At 29.8% G+C, this 20786-nt stretch carries 13 protein-coding genes and 1 pseudogene; 12 read left to right on the top strand and 2 right to left on the bottom strand.

The window, feature by feature from the left end; genetic code table 11:
• Nucleotides 1-339 precede the first annotated feature (339 nt).
• The 12 genes from N2251_RS00355 to N2251_RS00300 all read left to right on the top strand — a co-directional run bounded on the left by N2251_RS00355 (nucleotide 340) and on the right by N2251_RS00300 (nucleotide 18763).
• The gene (locus N2251_RS00355) at nucleotides 340-603 is read left to right on the top strand and encodes a hypothetical protein (protein WP_260584689.1); all 264 of its coding nucleotides are present in this window, start codon (nucleotides 340-342) and stop codon (nucleotides 601-603) included.
• 124 nt (nucleotides 604-727) lie between these two features.
• Entirely contained in the window at nucleotides 728-2617 is a 1890-nt protein-coding gene (locus tag N2251_RS00350) for a site-specific DNA-methyltransferase (protein ID WP_260584688.1), read from the top strand.
• 76 nt (nucleotides 2618-2693) lie between these two features.
• Entirely contained in the window at nucleotides 2694-4697 is a 2004-nt protein-coding gene (locus tag N2251_RS00345) for a dynamin family protein (protein ID WP_260584687.1), read from the top strand.
• The gene (locus tag N2251_RS00340) at nucleotides 4694-5335 is read left to right on the top strand and encodes a hypothetical protein (RefSeq protein WP_260584686.1); all 642 of its coding nucleotides are present in this window, start codon (nucleotides 4694-4696) and stop codon (nucleotides 5333-5335) included. Before N2251_RS00345 ends, N2251_RS00340 begins: the two co-directional genes overlap by 4 nt.
• A 40-nt stretch (nucleotides 5336-5375) precedes the next feature.
• Nucleotides 5376-8420: an ATP-binding protein gene (locus N2251_RS00335; protein WP_260584685.1), complete on the top strand. Its 3045-nt coding sequence runs from the start codon at nucleotides 5376-5378 to the stop codon at nucleotides 8418-8420.
• Nucleotides 8417-9007, top strand: a complete 591-nt coding sequence (locus N2251_RS00330; protein WP_260584684.1) for an HNH endonuclease — start codon at nucleotides 8417-8419, stop codon at nucleotides 9005-9007. The genes N2251_RS00335 and N2251_RS00330 overlap by 4 nt, the downstream gene beginning before the upstream one ends.
• 17 nt (nucleotides 9008-9024) lie before the next feature.
• A complete protein-coding gene (locus tag N2251_RS00325; RefSeq protein WP_260584683.1) occupies nucleotides 9025-9432 on the top strand; it encodes an SMI1/KNR4 family protein in 408 nt (135 codons plus the stop codon).
• Nucleotides 9433-9537: 105 nt separating this feature from the next.
• On the top strand, nucleotides 9538-12675 hold the full coding sequence (locus N2251_RS00320; RefSeq protein WP_260584682.1) for a type III restriction-modification system endonuclease: 3138 nt from the start codon (nucleotides 9538-9540) through the stop codon (nucleotides 12673-12675).
• Nucleotides 12676-12686: 11 nt separating this feature from the next.
• Nucleotides 12687-15914: a helicase-related protein gene (locus N2251_RS00315; protein WP_260584681.1), complete on the top strand. Its 3228-nt coding sequence runs from the start codon at nucleotides 12687-12689 to the stop codon at nucleotides 15912-15914.
• On the top strand, nucleotides 15915-16565 hold the full coding sequence (locus N2251_RS00310; RefSeq protein WP_260584680.1) for a DUF4391 domain-containing protein: 651 nt from the start codon (nucleotides 15915-15917) through the stop codon (nucleotides 16563-16565).
• A gap of 980 nt (nucleotides 16566-17545) precedes the next feature.
• Nucleotides 17546-17986, top strand: coding sequence for a DUF6943 family protein (locus tag N2251_RS00305; protein ID WP_260584679.1), 441 nt, complete (start codon nucleotides 17546-17548; stop codon nucleotides 17984-17986).
• Nucleotides 17987-18121: 135 nt separating this feature from the next.
• A complete protein-coding gene (locus N2251_RS00300; RefSeq protein WP_260584678.1) occupies nucleotides 18122-18763 on the top strand; it encodes a DUF6266 family protein in 642 nt (213 codons plus the stop codon).
• 210 nt (nucleotides 18764-18973) lie between these two features.
• On the opposite strand, the gene N2251_RS00295 is transcribed toward N2251_RS00300, so the two are convergent.
• Nucleotides 18974-20557 carry a S8 family serine peptidase gene (locus tag N2251_RS00295; RefSeq protein ID WP_260584677.1) on the bottom strand — a complete coding sequence of 528 codons (1584 nt, stop codon included), beginning with the start codon at nucleotides 20555-20557 and terminating at the stop codon, nucleotides 18974-18976.
• 88 nt (nucleotides 20558-20645) lie between these two features.
• Nucleotides 20646-20786: pseudogene (locus N2251_RS14050) on the bottom strand (IS30 family transposase); the annotation flags it as partial.

Here is a 20786-nt window from a genome sequence, read left to right as displayed (position 1 = left end):
TTAGCAATATAAGCTTTGGTCTTTTTTTCGTTTAAAAGAGTCTGAATAATCACTCTTTCTTTAAGGCTAAGTCTTCTGTGTTTTTTTACTGTCATTTTACAAATCTATAATTTTAGATTTGTTGCGTTAAGTTATTGAATACAGCAAAAATTCTATTTCACAGACTATAACGTTAAAGGCTATGATAAAACCTTTGAGGTAAAAACACACGAACGTATAAAGTTAAATAAGCCATTATTTCGGTTTGAATTAGAAATCTACACACGCAATCTAAATAAGCGCAAAAATCCTATTGGTATTTACACGGTTAAAGATTTAATAGATAAAAAGAAGTACCAAATGTTAGCAGATGAGTTAATGAGTAAGTATGATAAAATAGAAAAGCTACAAAGTATTCCATTATCAAAGCTTACTAATAAAGAAAAAGAAGCTTTAGCATTATTTCAAAATCAAGAGATATTAAGACAGTACAAAATAGACCATTCTGAAACATACGGTAATAGAAGAGCCGTTTATAATAGCATTAAAAAACTATCTAATAATAAGTATTTAGCTCACGTAAAAGAGCAGTTAAATAAGGCTATAAAAAACACGCTATTTTAGTACTTGTAATATAACATAAAACAGGGGTAAAAAGTAAATGTGGGAATCCTCATAATAAAACCAATATATATTTATATTTTTATACCTTACACTTTTGTAAATTTCTTACAACATTTTAATTGCAATGAATACAGACAAACTAGACCTATCCTCACCAGATTTGGTGAACCAAAATATAGAAAAAATTGCAACTTTATTTCCTAACTGTGTTACTGAAACAGCAGGAGGCAAAGCAATTGATTTCGACTTACTAAAGCAAGAACTAAACCACGATGTAGTAGAAGGTGCAAAAGAACGCTACCGACTAGAGTGGCCTGGTAAAAAAGAAGCTATTGTAACGGCTAATTTACCTACCACAAAAACATTACGACCAGTACGTAAAGATTCTGTAAATTTTGATACTACAGAAAATATGTACATAGAAGGCGATAACCTAGAAGTACTCAAAATTTTACAAGAAAGCTACTTAGGTAAAATTAAAATGATATACATAGATCCACCGTACAATACAGGTAAGGACTTTGTATACAAAGATAATTTTACACAAGACAGCACAGAGTTTAAAGAGGAAACCGACCAAATAGACGAGTACGGCAACCGTTTAGTAGCCAACCCAGATACTGCAGGACGTTACCATTCTGACTGGTTGTCTATGATGTACCCACGTTTAAAATTAGCACGTAATTTATTAACAGAGGATGGGGTGATTTTTATGTCTATTGATGATAATGAGGTACATAACTTACGTAAAATTGGGGATGAAATTTTTGGGGAAAATAACTTTGTAGCAAATCTTGTTTGGTTAAACAAAGAAGGAGGTGGTAGTTCAGATAGTAAATTATTTAGAGTTAAGCGTGAGTTTATTATTTGTTTTTCTAAAAACAAAGATAATATTGAGATAAATGGCAATGAAATTTCTAATAGAGAGAGGTATAAATCTAAAGATGCTCATTTAAAAATAAGAGGGCCTTATTATTTGCAAAAATTAGGTATGGGTTCAATTCAATATTCTGAAAGCTTGGATTACCCAATTACCACACCTGATAACACCGAAGTATATCCTAAGGATAATAACAAAGGGAAAAAAGCTTGTTGGAGATGGTCTAAAGGCAAATTTGAATGGGGATTGAAAAATGATTTTATTGAAATAAAAAAAGATAGTAATAATGTATGGACAGTTTATACTAAACAATATTTAAAATGTGATAATGAGGGTAATGAAATAATTAGAACTCAAAGACCTTTTTCTTTTATTGAACAATATTCAAGTACACAAGCCTCTAAATATTTAGATAGAATTGGGTTAAAAAATTATTTTGATTATACAAAGCCATATGATTTGATTGAATATTTAATAAAAAGAATTTCCCTTAAAAATGAAATTGTCTTAGATTTCTTCTCAGGTTCAGCTACCACTTCGGATTCAATAATGCGATTAAACGCTGAGGATGGTGCTAATCGTAAATTTATTATGGCACAACTACCAGAAACTACTGATGAAAAAAGTGAAGCCTTTAAAGCAGGTTATAAAAATATTTGTGAAATTGGTAAAGAACGTATTAGAAGAGCAGCAGTCAAAATAAAAGAAGAAACCAATGCAGATATAGATTACGGTTTTAAAGTTTTTAAAGTAGCTAGTAGTAATATGCAAGACGTGTATTACAAACCAAAAGAATACAACCAAGGGCAATTAGAGGTGTTTGCAGATAATATAAAAGAAGACCGTACTGCAGAAGATTTACTAACCCAAATACTACTAGATTGGGGTTTACCACTTACCCTAAAAACACAAAAAGATACCGTTTTAGGTAAAGAAGTATTTATAGTAGATACCAATTACTTACTCGCTTGTTTTGATAACGAGTTAGATGAGGCTTTTGCCAAAGAAATAGCCAAACACCAACCACTACGTTTTGTGTGTAAAGACAGCAGTTTTAAAAACGATACTGCTAAAGAAAACGTAAAACAGCTATTAAAACAATTAAGCCCTAATACAGAAATGAAAGTGATATAAGGTATGGTATAAAAACCAACATATAAAAATGTTAATTATTCAATAGTTGAAAAAAAAAGTTATTTAAAAGAAAAAAATGATAGGAAACAATTACAAAGTCTGTAAAGAAAACAGCATTAATATTGCCAATAGTTATATGGCAGATAGAGGTACTACAAATGATGGTGTAGATTTAAATTTTTTACAGCAAAGATTAGATACTTTAGTATCAGGTAAGTTTTTATTGTCTGTGGCAGGAGAAGTAAAAGCAGGTAAATCTACTTTTATAAATGCTTTATTGGGTAAAGAAATATTACCATCAGATGTTTTACAAGCAACTAGTGCCATTGTAGAAATATTTAAGTCTGAAACGTCATACTTAAAAGTAGTATTTGCAAATGGTAAAGTAGAAGAACTGTATGATGATTTATCTACAGTAGATATTGATGAGGCTAAAGAACGTTTGGGAGAAATATGTAGTATAGAAGATAAATATAGAAAAATCCCACATACCATTATAAATCAGTTTATCATAAGTCAAGATAAAGTAGAGGTAACAGAAGCATTTATTCAAACTTTAGAAACCCACGCAGGTGTAGAATTGCAGCAAGAAAAAGAACTTATCAAATCTTATATTTCAAACACTCCAAAAAGTGAAATTCCTGTAGAAATTAATTTTGGATATCCTTTAAATTGGTCTTTTGAAGAGTTAAGAATAGTAGATAGCCCTGGGGTAAATGCAACAGGAGGTATACAAGATGTTTCTTTAAAATTTTTAGAAAAAGCAAATGCTATTTTATTTATACACCCTATAAAACCTATAGAATCAGAATCTTTTAAAACGTTTGTAGATAATACAATTTCTAATAAAAGTAAAGAAAATCTGTTTTTAATATTAACGCATAAAGGTTTGTACGAAGATGATGAAGTTGAAAGGTTGTTAGCCGAAGCTAAGCGGTTGTACGGAAATATTATACCAGAAGATAGAATTATTGTAGTAGATAGTGTATTAGAACAAATTAACAACCAATTAAAACAAGGACTACCCATAAAAAAAATTAGAGAAGATAAAGTTAAAAAGAAAATTTTGTCATCTTATAGAGAACAAGCAGAAGATGAAGAAAGACAGTTGATGGATGTAGTGAATGAAGCTTCTAATTTTGAACAAATTTATAAGACCATTGATGAGTACTCAATGCAAGCTCCTAATTTACAATTGAAAGAAATTTTAGAGACAATAAAGCAGGGGTACGCAGAGCAAGACAATTTATTGGTAGCTAAAGTTGAGAGGTTAAATTTAAAAAAACAAAACCCCCAAGGGTATGCTAAAAAAATTGAGGAAATTTCGAATGTCTTAGATCACTTTAAATTAAAAATTAATGAAATTAATACTGAAGCAACTCAAGAGTTTGGAGGAAGTATCAATTCTAAAGTGGTAAAAAGAATTACCGAAATTTCAACAATTTATGAAAGTAAATTAAACGATTCTAAAAAATTTCCATCCGTAAAAAAAATAGCAATAGATTTTCAAAATGAAATGGCAGATGCTATTTCGGTTTTTTCTAATTCAATAACTAGTTATTTTAAAAATAGTTTAAAAGAAATAGAAATTGAGTTTAAAGCAAATCATAAAGTAAATGTGCCAAAAATAGACTTAAAAGCTATAGAGCATAAAGCAGAAGAACAATCGTATGATGTTGAAGATGTATACCAAAAAAGAGAAGCAGATGGATGGGATTGGGCAAGCTTAGGGATTGCAAGATTATTTAGGGATAATATAGTGAAAGTAGGTACAAAAAAGACATTAAATGAGCAAAGGTATCAAGAACAGATCGTTAGTCAATTAATTTCATTTATACAGAAAATAAAACATGAAACCCTAGCCCAAACGAAAACAATTTTAAAAAAATATTTAGAAGGGGTTGCTAACAAAGCAAATCATTTAATAGAAGAAAGACAAACTGAGTTGCAAAACGAAAAAAAGAAAAGCCAGAAAAATGAAGAAATTATAGATGAAATAGATAGTTTAAAAAAAAAGCAAAAACAGATACCAAGTACTATAAAAAGAATTGATGAAATTTTAGAAGAAGTAACATTATGAGTGATATAAATAAAGATATAAAAGAACAATTTGCTAGTATTAAAAAGAATGTTTTAAATCAATTAGAAAATGATTTCGATATAGATCATAGAATTTCTCATTTATCTAGTTATATTCCAAAAGAAGTAATATTTAAATCAGAACAGTTGTTAGAAACTTTATTGTCTTATTTAATGAAAGATGCGCAAAAAGTTATTGAAAATTTAGATGTTAAAACTAAAAATAGGTTTTACGATGCAAAGCTAAATGAAAAAATAATGGAGTATGCCAATAATTTAAAGAATAATAAAAGCCTAATAAACAATGCAGTAGAGTTTCAAAAAGATAAGCGTAAATTAAATGCTTTTATAGCCAGTGGTACAACCTTAATTTTGGGTGCTGTTGGTGTTGTTTCTGTTGCAGCTACTTCTATAATAAACACAATACTCTTAGGTATTGTTGTTGTTACTATTGCAGCTTTTACATTTAAGTTTACATACAACAAGGCTGCTGCTAAAACTAGAGTAAATATAAAAAACGATGTAAATAAATATCTTACAAATACAGAGAAAGAAGTAGAGTCATGGTTGAGTCAAGTGGAAGTTGCTTTTAATAATGAATTACAGAGTTTTGTGAAAAGCAATAAGCAATTGAGTTAAATAGGGTTGCTAAAAAAAACATGAAAAAGAAATAGAGTCTATGTTAGAACAAAAAAATACAGAAATTTTATTAACTGGAATTCAAAAAATAATACCTTGGTTAGAGATAGCAACCAATAAACTAACAATTAATAAGGAAACAAAAGAGACTCCTAATGATTGGCTAGATACTTTTTATTTATTTCCGTTAACAGAAATTTCTGTTAATAATAAAGAAGAAGATATTCCTGAGTTTATCAAACAACGGTACAACACAATTTTATCTGCAGCTAGTAAACTGGGGGTAACGGTTGCTACTATTATTTCGGGTAAAAAAGGTGGGAATACAATTTATTTAGGATTAAAAAGAGACAGCACAACAAGTGATGATGTAGAATTATTTAGTTCATTAATTAATGGAATATTTCCTGGAAAAAAAATAGAGTATAATGAAAAAGCAAAGTTTTCTTCATTATCCAACGGATACAAAAAGGGAGGTGTGATAACCGGATTACCTACACTAAAAGTAGATGATGAAAAAGTAAAATTTAACATTGCCTCTGTAATAAGAAGCTTATATAATAAAGAATATACTTTGGCTATAATCTCTACGCCATTGGCTAAAGAAAATCAGCAGAATTCATATACAGAATTGTTAAGTTTAAGAGATCAATTTCATGCTATAGCTAAACAAACAAAAGGTGCTGACAAAGGACAAACAAATACTATAGGTTCCTCTTATCAAAAAACAGCAGGAATTTCTAATGCTGAGACTGAAAATTATAATAGAGGTATGGTTTCCTCATTTTGGTTTAAAATGTTTGGAGGTAGTAGTACTTCTAGTAAATCTAACACAACTACCGAAAGTACATCTGATGGTACTAATGAATCAACATCTACTAATACTTCAAAATCCCTTTCCTATGAGCAACAAAACGGACTTGCTTTAGAACTTGAAAAAGTAACCGAACATTTATTAGAGAGAACTGCAAAAGGGTTTAATACAGGAATGTGGGAAACCTCTATTACATTTTCTGCAAAAGACCAAGTTACATGTGAAATTTTAGGTGGTAGTTTTTTGGGCGAATTATCAAAACCAAGCGATAAACTATTACCTCCTTCGCAAATGCTGGTAGGTAATTTAAATCCTAATCAAAGTTTACTTTTACCTGTTTTAAATGCTAAAAACACAATTTTTCCTAAAAGTTTAGCTTCATATATTACTAGTGAGGAGTTGGCTTTCATGTCTGCTCCTCCTGCTGAATCTTTACCTGGTTACGAAATAAAAAAAATGCCTAATCTTTCTTTAAACGATAGCAATACGGGCAAAGGATTAAAACTTGGTAATATAACAGATTATGGAAATCCTATTCCTAATTCGGTGCTAAATTTAACCACAAAAGATTTAAATAAACACCTGTTTGTTTGTGGTTTAACAGGTAGTGGTAAAACAACAACTCTAAAGCATATTTTAAAAGATTTAACCCTAAAAGAAAATATTCCTTTTTTAGTGATAGAATCTGCAAAAAGAGATTACAGACAATTACTTTCTGATGATGCTTTTAAAAATAATTTAAATATTTATACCGTTGGAAATGCTTCTGTAAGCCCAATTAGATTTAATCCTTTTTATGTACAAAAAGGAATACATTTATCTGAGCATATTGATTATTTAAAAGCAATATTTAATGCAAGTTTTGCTTTATACGGTCCAATGCCAGCTATTGTAGAAAAGTGTATTTATAATGTTTATGCTAAAAAAGGTTGGAATTTAACCAAAGGTTTTCATCCAAATTTTATTGACAACTTTGGTCGTTATGATGAAAGTGGTTATGATGATCTACAGCATCTTTATTTTTTTCCTACCCTTAGCGATTTAAAAAATGAAGTTGAGAATTATGTAAAATATGAACTAGCTTATAAAGGAGAATTACAAGATAATATTCGGACAGCTATTGTTGTACGTTTAGAGAGTTTATCTGTTGGAGCAAAAGGAATGATGTTTGATACGCATGATTTTCATCCAATGGAGGATTTGTTAAAGAAAAATACCATTCTTGAAATGGAAAGTTTGGCAGACGATGATGATAAAGCTTTTTTTGTAGGCTTAATGTTGGTAATGATAAGCCAATACCGTCAAAAAGACAATCCAGCTATAAACCCAGGTATGGGAACAAAAGGTTTACAGCATTTTATGGTGATAGAAGAAGCACACAGGTTGTTAAAGAACGTTTCTACAGAAGCTAATTCAGAAGCAATTGGTAATCCAAAAGGTAAAGCTGTAGAGTTATTTACAAATGTAATAGCCGAAATGCGTTCTTTAGGTCAAGGTGTTGCTGTTGTAGAACAGATTCCATCAAAAATATCACCAGATGTTATTAAAAATACCAATACAAAAATTGTACATCGTTTGGTGGCTAAAGACGACCAAGCTCTTTTGTCTGGTTCATTGAGTATTTCTGAAGAGGATGCGTTATACATGAATAGGTTAATAACCGGGCATGCTCTTGTTCATAAAGAAGGAATGGAAAGACCTGTTGAGTGTAAAGTGGTAAACAATATAAATTCATCTGCAGCTAGTAATAATAAAGTTCATAAGTTAATGCTTGCTCAAAAAAAAGAAACACTACACCCTTTTGAAGTATACGAGTTGTCTACAGTTTTAGGGCAAAAAGGAAAAGTATTAGTACAGCGTTTATTAAACACATTGTGTACGGTAGAGTATTCGCAACTAAAAGGAAAAATAGAATTTTATAACAAGGTGTTAGAACAGGAAATAATACTTTCAGGTAATAAATTCGATAAAGCAGTGTATTCGGAATATGCTGTAAAACAAATTTTTAGTTTTCTTACGCAGGGTTTATATAGTACTAGTAATAAAATTCCTTTTGGTTTAAAAAAAGTACTTCATGATTTGTTTATTCATAAAAAAGACAAAGATTTTATAGAGTTAAGAAAACTGTTATCTAATTATTGGGGAACGAAACAAGAAGATTTTGTAGATAGAATAGTATCTAATTTGGCTAAAAAGATAATATTAAAAGAGAATACTCTTAATCTTGTAGAAGTAAAGGATAGTTATTTTTTTAATAAAAAAACGATATGATAGAAGCTATATTAAAAGAAGCAGCCAAAGAAGTTGCTGTTGAAGGTTTAAAAGAGGTTTCCGAAACTGAAATAAAAGATATCCCCCTAGAGACTATAGATATGGTTGAAAATGGTTCTTTGGAAGCTTTAGAGCTTGAAAATAATATGCTAAAAGAACTAATAATAGAAAGGATTAACACAATAAATTCTCATTTAGAAGGAATTATACATCCAGAGTCAGGAATTCCTTATGTAAAGGATATTGTTAAATTGAGAGATGGAAGAATAATTGAAGGAGTGTTTCCCGAATTTAAGAGCTTTGCAGATATTCAACTACCCGAAGGATTACTTCAAGAAACAGATAGAAACCAAATGGGAAATTGTAATGAACAACTGAAAGAAATGCTAGATAAAAATCCTGAATTAAGAGAAAAATTTACAGAAAGACAACTTGAACAAATTGATGCAGGATATAAACCAGAAGGTTATACTTGGCACCACCATCAACAAGTTGGAAAAATGCAACTTGTAGAATCTTCTGTACATGATGTTTCAAGGCATACAGGAGGTAAAAGTCTATGGGGCGGAGGTAGAGCTAATCGTTAATAAAAAAAATAACAATTATGGAGTGGAAGTTTAAAAAAAATAGCTTAGATAATTCTCAAATTAAACTTATTGAGCAAGAGTTATCTGTAAAATTACCAATTGAATTTGTTGCTTTGATTAAGCAAAATAACGGTGCAAGACCAAGTAAAAATTCATATGACTTAAAAAATGAAAAAGGAAAGTTTTTTGACTCTTTAATAGATTATAGTTTTGAGGAAAAGAACAATGTAGTTGCAGTCTATAAAAGACTTAAGACTGATAGTGTAAATAAAATGATTCCATTTGGTGAAGATGGTTTTGGTAATTACATCTGTTTTAATTATGTGAATGAAGAAAATCCAAATGTTGTTTTCTATGATCATGAAATTAATGAAGTAATAGAAATGACCAATAGTTTTAATGAGTTTTTAGATTTGTTATATTGATATAAGTTTAATTTTAGGATAAAATTAAGTTTTACAGTTAGTCTTGTAATAATAATAGTTTTTTGTAAGTAGAATTTACGATAAGTTAAGTAATAAATTAAGAGAATGAAATTACAGTTTAAAGAACAACAATTTCAAGTAGAGGCTGTAAAAGCAATTACCAATTGCTTTTTAGGGCAAGAAAAAGGGGAAAATCATTTTACTTTAGAGCGCAGTAAAGCTTTATTACATAAAGCACAACAAGCAGCTAAAGGGGTAAATACCTTACAGTTTGAAGAAGAAGTAAATGAAAATATTGGCTATCGTAACAAGTTAATTTCTATTACAGACAATCAATTGCTACAAAACATTAAAAATGTACAAGGTAGTAATGATATTAGAGAAAGTGAAGGTTTAGAAAAACCAAAGGTTCAAAAAAAAGGAATTAACCTTACTATAGAAATGGAAACGGGTACAGGTAAAACCTATACCTACATTCGTACAATGTACGAGTTACACGCCCAATACGGTTGGTCTAAATTTATCATTATTGTTCCAAGTGTAGCTATTAGAGAAGGAGTTTATAAATCTTTTGAGGTAACACAAACCCATTTTCAAGAAAAGTACGGACATAAAATAGCACCTTTTATTTACGATTCTAAAAAGCCTACAGATATAGAAAACTTTGCATCAGATAATCGTATTAGTGTAATGATTATTAATACGCAAGCTTTTAATGCTCGTGGTAAAGATGCAAGACGTATTTATGCAGAAATAGATGGTTTTCAATCCAGACGTCCTATAGATATTATTGCGCAAACCAACCCAATTCTTGTTATTGATGAGCCACAATCGGTAGATGGTAAAAAAACCTTAGAGAGTATGCAGGATTTTAATCCGCTATTTACTATACGTTATTCTGCAACACATAAAGAAGAATACAATAAGGTATACCGTTTAGATGCTATAGATGCATACAGTAAAAAGTTAGTCAAAAAAATACACGTAAAAGGGATTAATTTAAAAGGGTCAACAGGTACTACAGGCTATATATATTTAGAACAAATTGCTATTAAAGCAGGCAAGCCACCAGTAGCTATTGTAGAATACGAAAAAAGACAAGGTACAGGAGTAAAACGTAAACGAGAGCGGTTACAAGAAGGTACAAATCTTTACGAGTTATCTGGCGAAATGCCACAATATAAAAATTGTTTAATTACAGATATTAATGGTGCTTCTAATACAATTTCTGTAAATGGGGTAACACTACAAGCTGGTGAGGCATTGGGAGATTTAGACGAGCAAGCATTTAGACGTATTCAAATTAGAGAAACCATTTTGTCACACTTACATAAAGAAAAAGAATTGTATGCTAGAGGTGTAAAAGTCTTATCCTTATTTTTTATTGATACGGTAGACAAATACCGTAAATATGACGAAAATGGCGAGCAAGTTTTAGGTGAATATGCGAAGATATTTGAAGAAGAATATAATAAGGTAAAAAGCGATTTCTTAGATTTATTTCAACAAGAATACAACGACTATTTAAAAGATACAGATCCTGGTACTGCACGTAAAGCGTATTTTCCTAGTGCATATGCAGAGTTTTTAGATAGAGATAAAGCAGACGTTATTCACAATGGTTACTTCTCTATAGACAAAAAGAAAAAGTTTATAGATCCAACAGTAAAGCGTGGTAAAGAAGATTCAGACGATATTTCGGCATACGATTTAATAATGAAAGATAAAGAACGCTTGTTAAGTATGGATGAGCCTACACGTTTTATCTTTTCACATTCCGCCTTAAAAGAAGGTTGGGATAATCCTAATGTATTTCAAATTTGTGCTTTAAAACATTCAGAAGCTACTATTAGAAGACGTCAAGAAGTTGGTCGTGGTATGCGTTTGTGTGTCAATAAAGAAGGAATTCGTCAAGATTATGAAACCGTAGGCGAAAATGTACACCACATCAACAAATTAACCATTATAGCTTCTGAAAGTTATGAGGATTTTGCAAAAGGGTTGCAATCAGAAATTGCAGCAACTTTAAAAGACAGACCACAGAAAGCAGAAGTAGAATTTTTTGTAGGCAAATTGGTAACAGACGCTATTGGTGTAGAAATGCGTATAGATAAAGATACAGCCAAAAAGTTAAATAAAATTTTATATAAGAACGATGTTATAGATGAAGATGATAGGATTACAGAAGAAGGTAAAAAAGCTATTGAAGACAATACAGTAACCTTACCAGAAAATATAGAACCATTTAGAGCTGATATTACCAAATTATTAAAATCTGTTTATACAGGCGAAATGATAAAACCTGAAAATGATAGAGATAGAATAACGGTTACCTTAAATAAAAACTTCCATAAAAAAGAGTTTCAAGAGTTATGGAGTAAAATAAATATTAAAACTATTTACGAAGTACAATTCAATTCCGAAAAACTAATAACAGATAGTATCATACGTTTAAATGCAGATTTATATATCTCAGATAGAGTTTACGAAATTAAAACAGGGTTTTTAAAAGATAGTAATAAAGAAGAATTACAAAATAAAGAAGGGTTTAAACAAACTAATAGAGAATCTAAAAAGCTAAATGCAGATCTATATACAGACACCGTTTACGATATTGTTGGTGAAATAGTAAACAGTACCAATTTAACACGAAGAACAATTGTAGAAGTGTTAAAGAAAATAAGTCCAAAAAAGTTTGTCTTATTACGTAAAAACCCAGAAGAGTTTATTGCCAAAACTGCCAATTTAATAAATGAAGTAAAAGCAAGTTTAATATTAAACAATATTACGTTTGATAAAACAGAAGATCGTTTCGATTCTAAAACAGTATTTACGAACGATATAACGGTAGATAGAAACGCACAACAAGTAAAAAATCATATTTACGATTACGTAATTTCAGATTCTAACATAGAAAAAGAGTTTGCTGAAGCCTTAAGTAATAGTGTTGAGGTATCGGTATTTGCCAAATTACCAAAAGACTTTTATATAACCATTCCTACAGGTGATAAAACAGGAAGATACAGTCCAGATTGGGCAATAGTTTTTGATAAAGATAAAGTACGCCAAATTTATTTTGTAGCAGAAACAAAAGGTTCTGATAATGTAAACGATTTACGAGGCATTGAAGCTTTAAAAATACATTGTGCAGAAGAGCATTTTGCAGCAATTGGAGAAGGAGAAATAAAATTTAGTAAGGTGAGTAATTACGAGAAAATGATGGAAATGGTAACCTTAAATTAGAAAATCGCTTAATGAAAATTATTGATAATGTAAATCATCGCTTAAACGATGAATTAAAAATAGAAATACAAAAAGGAAGTAAGGTAGCAATTGCAGCTTCTTCTTTTTCTATTTATGCTTTTGAAGCTTTAAAAAAAGAATTGAAAAGCATAGAAGAGTTAAAGTTCATTTTTACCTCGCCTACGTTTATTAAAGAAAAATTAGATAAAGAATCTAGAGAGTTTTACATTCCTCATATTTTCAATGAAGCCAATTTATGTGGTGGTGAGTTTGAATTAAGATTAAAAAATGAGTTAAACCAAAAAGCAATTGCTAAAGAGTGCTCGCAATGGGTAAAGGATAAAGTAACCTTTAAATCTAATAAAAACAGTGCAACACCTTTAAATGGTTTAATTCACGTCGATAATGATGCTCAAGGTGCTGCATTTGCTAATATCAATGGCTTCACAACTTCAGATTTAGGAGTAAGCCATAAAAAAGGATTTCCAACACTAATACAAAAAGTAGATTTTCCACAAAGTAATGCCTATTTAGATTGGTTTAATCAAATTTGGGATAATCAAGAAAGCTTACAAGATGTTACCAGTTTTGTGCAAGAGTATTTTGAAAATGCGTTTAAAGAGAATAGTCCTGAGTTTATTTATTTCATAACACTATACAATATATTTAGTGATTTCCTAGACGATATTGCAATGGAAAATTTACCGAATGATGAAATTGGGTTTAAAGACACTCTAGTATGGTCTAAATTATATAATTTTCAAAAGGATGCTGTAATAGGTGCTATTAATAAATTAGAGAAATATAACGGCTGTATAATTGCAGATAGTGTTGGTTTAGGGAAAACATTCTCAGCTTTAGGGGTTATTAAATATTATGAAAAAAGGAATAAAGATGTATTAGTACTTTGTCCTAAAAAGCTAGAAGCCAACTGGAATACCTATCGACAAAATGATAAAGACAATATTTTATCTAAAGATAGATTTAGATACGATGTATTATTTCATACCGATTTATCTAGGGAAAGAGGAATGAGTAATGGTCGTAATTTAGAAAATGTAAATTGGGGTAATTATGGTTTAGTAGTTATTGATGAATCTCATAATTTTAGAAATAACAATACATCTGTTGGTAAGGAAAATAGATACCAGAAGTTACTGCGTAAAATTATGCAAGAAGGTATTGAAACAAAGGTGTTGATGTTATCAGCTACACCTGTTAATAATAGATTTAACGATTTAAAAAACCAATTAGCATTAGCTTATGAAGGTGCTTCAGAAAAGATAGATGAAAAATTAGATACAGAAAGAGGGGTTGATACCGTTTTTAGAAGAGCACAATTAGCTTTTAATAGTTGGTCTAAATTTGAAACGGAAAATAGAACGACTGAAAAATTATTAGAAATGTTAGATTTCGATTTCTTTGAAATTTTAGATAGTTTAACTATAGCACGCTCTAGAAAGCACATTACAACCTATTACGACACCTCAGATATAGGAGAGTTTCCAAAACGTAACATACCAATTTCTAAGCAAAGTCCGTTAACCAATAACAAAGGAACAAACTATATAGAAATAGCAGAAAAATTAACGTTATTAAACCTTTCAGTCTACTCACCTTTAAGTTATATACTACCCAGTAAAGTACAATTGTATGCAGATTTATACGATAAAAAAGTAAAAGCAGGTACAAGTAAATTTGCACAAATAGATAGAGAGTCAAGTCTAAAGATTTTAATGCGTATGAATTTATTAAAACGTATAGAAAGTTCTGTATATGCTTTTAGGTTAACGGTTCAGAATATTTTAGGGCAAATAAATAATGCAATTAATGCGATTGAAAAAGGGGAGGATAATACCTTTTCAGGTTTACAGGCTAATGTAACCAGCGATATGGATTGGGATGCAGATTGGGGTGATGAAGAAAATGTAATTGGTAAAAAAGTAAAAGTTCATATTGCTGATATGGATGGTAGACGATGGAAAGAAGACTTAAGTGCAGATGTTGCTATTTTAAATCAATTGCTTTCAGAAATTAAACCTGTTAAAAATGACTTAGATTTTAAATTAAAAGATTTAAAGGACTTAGTAAAAGGTAAAATAGAAAAGCCATTAAATCCCAATAACAAGAAAGTAATCATATTTACTGCTTTTGCAGATACAGCTAATTATCTATACGATAGTTTAAAATCAGAGTTTAAAACATTTTATGGCTTAAATACAGCATTAATTACAGGTAGCAAACGTAAGTGTACAACTAAAGAGATACCAACAGACTTAAATACCTTATTAACTTGCTTTTCACCACGTTCTAAAAGTAAACAACAGCTACATCCTAATATTCAAGAAGAAATAGATATTTTAATAGCAACAGACTGTATTTCTGAAGGTCAAAATTTACAAGATTGTGATTTCCTTATTAATTATGACATTCATTGGAATCCTGTGCGTATCATCCAACGTTTCGGTCGTATTGATAGAATTGGTTCAACCAATGCAAATATTACAATGGTTAACTTTTGGCCTGATATAACTTTAGATAATTATATTAATTTAAAATCTAGAGTAGAAAATAGAATGTTAATTAGTAATATGGCAAGTACTGGTGACGATAACATTTTAAATACAGAGGATAAAGATTTAGAATACAGAAAAATTCAATTAAAAAAACTACAAGAAGAAGTTGTCGATTTAGAAGATTTAAGAGAAGGTGTTAGTATAACAGATTTAGGATTAAATGATTTTAGAATAGATCTATCTAACTATATTAAGAAATTTGGTGAACTAAAAAATATTCCTGAAGGTTTACATGCTATAACAGAAGCGAATGATTTTTTTGAAAGTGGTGTTGTTTATGTATTGAAAAATGTAAATTCAGCAGTCAATATTGATAAAATGAATCGTTTACATCCATATTATATGGTGTATATTAAAAAAAATGGAGAGATTAAGTTTGGTCATTTAGAAGGAAAAAAAACCTTAGATGTTTTTAGAATGTTGTGTAAGGATAAAAGAGAGCCATTAAGCGAAGTTTGTAAATCTTTTGAGATGGAAACCAATGAGTATAAAGATATGTCAGCATACTCTAGTTTATTAAAGCATAGTATCGCCTCTATAGTTGAAACAGAAGAAGAGAAAGAGGTGTTAAGCTTATTTAAGGCTGGTGGTACAGCAGCAGGTAAAAGCCAGATCAAGGGTATAGAAGATTTTAAGTTAATTTCATTTTTAGTCATTAAATAAATGAGCTTTTTTCAATTACCTATACAAACTAAAAAAGATAAGAGTATTCCTAAAAATGCTTTTTATGCTTATGCAACAGCTAAACAAAAACAGTTGTTTGTAGATGTGGTTGATAAGATACGGTGGCAAAACAAATTAGCGACGGATACTATCAATTTAGAAGGTATTGAAGTTCAGGAAATTCAAATATTTGAAATCAAACTAAAGCAAAGAAAAAATATTGAATCGGTATTACCTATTATAGAAAAAGCAATCCCTTATCATATCATATTTATAATATCATTTAATGATGAGGTAATGTTATATACATCACAAAAGCATGCACATCCAGTTAATGAAAATAATGCTGTTGTAGATTGGGTATTTAAAACAGATTGGTTTTCAAGTGAAAAAGAAAAATATCAATTAGATTTAAAAGTTAGTTTAGATAAGATTTTTGAAGATTTTTGTTTCAAAATTTCAAATAATTCAAGTATAAATTCAGAAGAAAATTTAAAAGCTTTAATTGAAAAAGAACAAAAAATAGAAGAGCTAAGAAATCAAATATCTAAAATAGAAACACAAATAAAAAGAACGAAACAATTCAATAAAAAACAACCTTTAAACAGTAATTTGAATTTATTAAAAACTGAACTTGCGAAATACTTATAATTCCCCACAATCCAAAACCCAGTTTATTGCGAAAAGCAACAAACCGCTGTCTTTTGTATTGTTCCGCTTACCATACTAGTTTAGCGTTTTTTTATCTTTAAGGTAATAGCCTATTGCAATTTGGTTTTCATAAAATCAAACAAAATAGCAACAAGCTATACTTTATTATTTTATCATAAAACACAAAACTCCCCAAAGCTAAGTTACATAACGCGTAGTTATACCCCTCTTTCGTAAACTACAGGGTTTATAACGGTCATTATGTAAAATAGCCGCACAACAGCCGCATACAGTCAAACATAATAACAATAGTTAGGGTGTTATACAATAATTCCAACCTTATGCATTAATTTTATAAGTGTTTTTTAGTAATATAAAAGCAGGTATTTAGTATAGCTTGGTAAGTATAAATACTATTAAACAAACCGTTATAACACCTATAAAAATAAAAACCATCCAAATAAGAGTATGCTTATTTACACTAACATATAAGCAAAAAACACAACTTTAAATTAAAACGATAATCAAGTTAAAACAGTGGTAGCAATTAATAAATAAGCACACACTTATTTTCGCTACTGCCAGCGCACTACGTATTTTACTATTCTTTTTATTTCTTAGCTCATTCAAGCTGCACAAAACCATCGTTAAGTCAAGTATTCCTTACCTCAAGTATTTGTTTGTTTCACTTCATTAAAAAATAAAAAAGGAAATAACAATATTGGTAACAAAGCAGAATAAAAAAAGGTAGCAAATATAAGTGCCTAGCTTCAGCCAACGCTTTAAGGCTATAAAGGTCAAGCCCTATGGGTTTTGAATAAAACTTTTTTACAATATTCCTTACTTTTTATTAAACACTTTAGCTCAAAAACTTTTACCCAAAAACCTTGACAGCCTTACCCAAGGCACTTTTCGGTAGCACATCTTTTTTTTTCAATTTCAAAATTAATAGCGCGAAGCGAATTTTAAATTGGATAGCTATGTCAACTTTTAAACTGAAAACACACCGCATTGGAAAAACCTACTCAAACCCTCATTTTTTTATACTAAACAAAGGTTTAAACAGCGGTAAACCGCTTACAAATCCTTGCCCAAATTGCTATGTGGTAACCACCACAACCCAAGAAGCTAAAAACACACTCTATCATTTGTCTATGATGCTACAAATAGGCGGTTTTTACGCATATTATTTAAAAGGAAGTGTTATTCCGTTTATTACAATAGATGATTGTAGAAACACGCTTAAAAAGGGTTTTAATTCAAGTATGAGTACTGCAAATCAGATACAAAAACACATCAAAACTGTTGAGGTTATCAGTAAAAAAGAAAAAGAGTTACAAAACGTCATTGATAAAATGGCAGTTTTAAAAGTAGCATATATACGCAGTTTCTTAAAGTCAGTGCAAACAAATGAAGTCTAATGCAAAGGCATCTAAGCAGCTAAAACATTAGAAAAATGGCACAATTTTCAGTATATTATAGAAGTTAAAATATAAAAAAGTAATATCAAGTCCGTACCAAATCCGAACGAGTATTAATTTTAAATTTAAATAGTAATGGGTAAAATTGCACAGGGTATTTTAGGAGGGTTATCAGGAAAAGTAGGTAACGTAATTGGTGGAAGTTGGAAAGGTATAGACTACATCAGAATTAAGCCATCAAGCGTGGCAAATCCTCGAACAGAGGGACAAGTTAATCAGCGTAATAAGTTTAGCGCTACAATAGAGTATTTACAACCAAATAAAGCATTTTTAAAGATTGGTTATAAAGCGTTTGCAACAAAAAAAACAGAGTTTAATGCAGCAATGTCTTATGTGTTAAATAATGGAGTAGGAGGTGTTGCACCAAATTTTGTAATAGATTATGCTAATGCGTTGTTAAGTAGGGGAACATTATCTACACCTTTAAATCCATCAGTTGATTTATCAGTACCAGGTCAAGTATCTTTTGCATGGGATGATAATTCGGCAGAAGGTAATGCAAGTACAGTTGATAAATCAATGGTTTTAGTTTACAATCCAAGTAAAAAAGAATCGATGTATATTTTAGAGGGAACAAGAAGAATTGTAGGCTCAGAAGTAGTAAATATACCAGCGACTTATGCAGGCGATACGATAGAGATGTTTATGGCTTTCGTTTCAGACGACGGAAAGCAAGTATCAAATAGTGTGTATTTAGGCTCTGGTACGGCAGCTTAATAACTTTAAGCGTAAATACATTCAAAAAGAAAACCGTTACAGTATTTGTAACGGTTTTTTTATGCTTTTAGATCACTGTTTCTACTTCTAAAATATATAGTTTAAAATGTTGTACCTATGTTGTACCTTCTTTAATTAATTCTTCTTTAAGTCAATAAAATTAATGCATTGAGAGTGTTATGTGCACAACACGGTGTTACCCACAGTTTTTTATTTTTTCAAGCTCAATGTTTCTGCAAGTACAACAGCATTGTAGTAATTCACAACGCTACTTGATTTACAAAGTTCAGAGAAATTCACACTTTTATTCCGTTCACTAGGTATATTAACTTCAAAATTTATTTTAGTTCCAGAATTGAGAATCACTTCTTTAACTTCTTTTGCTGATAGATTAGGGTAATATGAGCGAATAGTTGCTGCTATTGCTGTAACCATTGGTGCAGCCATAGAAGTTCCGCTTTTAAATCCATATTTATTTTCTGGCAACATAGAATATATTTTATTTCCTGGTGCAAAGATGTCTACATTGTCTTTTCCATAATTTGAGAAGTAACTTAAAATATACTTTCCATAATTAGGTTTGGAAGAACCAACTACAATTGCATTATTCGTAAATTCACTCTTTAACCCTTTATTGTCATTAGGGAATACTAAAGTTTCATCTCGATTAAGATTATAATTGCCAGCTGCAATAATAATTAAGACATCTTTCTCTTCTGCATATTTAATAGCTTCATATACCCAATCACTATAAGGGGAATAATACTTTTCAAAACTTGCATTAATAACTTTAGCTCCATTGTCAACAGCATATCTTATAGATAGGGCCACATCTTTGTCGTGTTCATCTCCAACACTTCCATTAATTCTCAATGGCATTAAACTGTAGTTTTTTGAAATACTATTTGCAACTAAAATGCCTGATATATGAGTTCCGTGTTCTTCATCTAAATTTGTGTCAACAATATTATTCCCATATTGTTTATCATTTAAGTTTTCTAAATCGTCACCTAAACTCTTTCTATAATCAGTTTTAATTGATTGTCCTGATACTATTAAACTATCTTCTATAATATGTTTTTTTGTTGCTAAAATTTGATTTGCTATATAATAGGGCTCATTTTGTTCGATTTCTTTTCCAAAATAACGTTTTGAAAACTCAATCCTCTTTTCAATACTTTTTATTTCTTTTATTAAATCCTTATTACTTGTTTCAATTTTAAGTATATCGTTTAAAGTGTAATCTTCTCTTTGGAAATATTCTGTAAATCTAGAATGTCTTTTTTTTAGGAATTTTAGGGTTTTAATTCCGTCTTTATAATCTTTAGTTATTTCTTTTAATAAAGCGTTGTATTCTTTGTTAGCTTTTTTTAATAATGATTTATCTTCAACTAATTTAGGGTTTATAATGATTCTTTCATATTCATAATTTAGTTTAGTTAGATTTCCAATATAATTCCAACCATTAATATCATCGATATATCCATTATTATCATCATCAATACCATTACCTTCTATTTCATTTTTATTTTTCCAAATCCAGTTTTTTAAGTCTTTATGAGAAATATCTATGCTAGTTTCTATGACTCCAATAACAACAGATTCGTCTTCTTTGTTTTTTAAAAATTCTTTTGCTTTTTTAAAACTAATTCCTGCAATTGAATCTTGTCCTAAATCGGCTTTAAACCAATTTTCTAATTCTGAAGCAGTTAATTTTTTGTTAGATTGAGCGATAAGTTTGTTTGAAGATATTAGTAAGATTATTACTAATAAAAATAATTTTAAGTTTCTCATTTTCTGAATTATAGTTAATTCAAGTTAAAACGTAGTTCCTTGGATTCAACGTTGTAACGCAACAAATCGTTATTAATTTTTGATGTTACTAAGCTACGTTTTTTAGCTCAATATTGATCATTTCTTGGGGTGTTTTATAACCAATAATTTTTCGAGGTCTATTGTTTAGTTTTTGCTGAATAATTTGCAGCTGATTTTCGCTTATTTCATTAAAGTTTGTTCCTTTAGG

It is taken from the genome of Tenacibaculum haliotis (assembly GCF_025215075.1).
Lineage (GTDB): Bacteria > Bacteroidota > Bacteroidia > Flavobacteriales > Flavobacteriaceae > Polaribacter > Polaribacter haliotis_B.
Note: the sequence above shows the minus strand (reverse complement) of the source record. Positions and strands in the feature narration are given on the sequence as shown.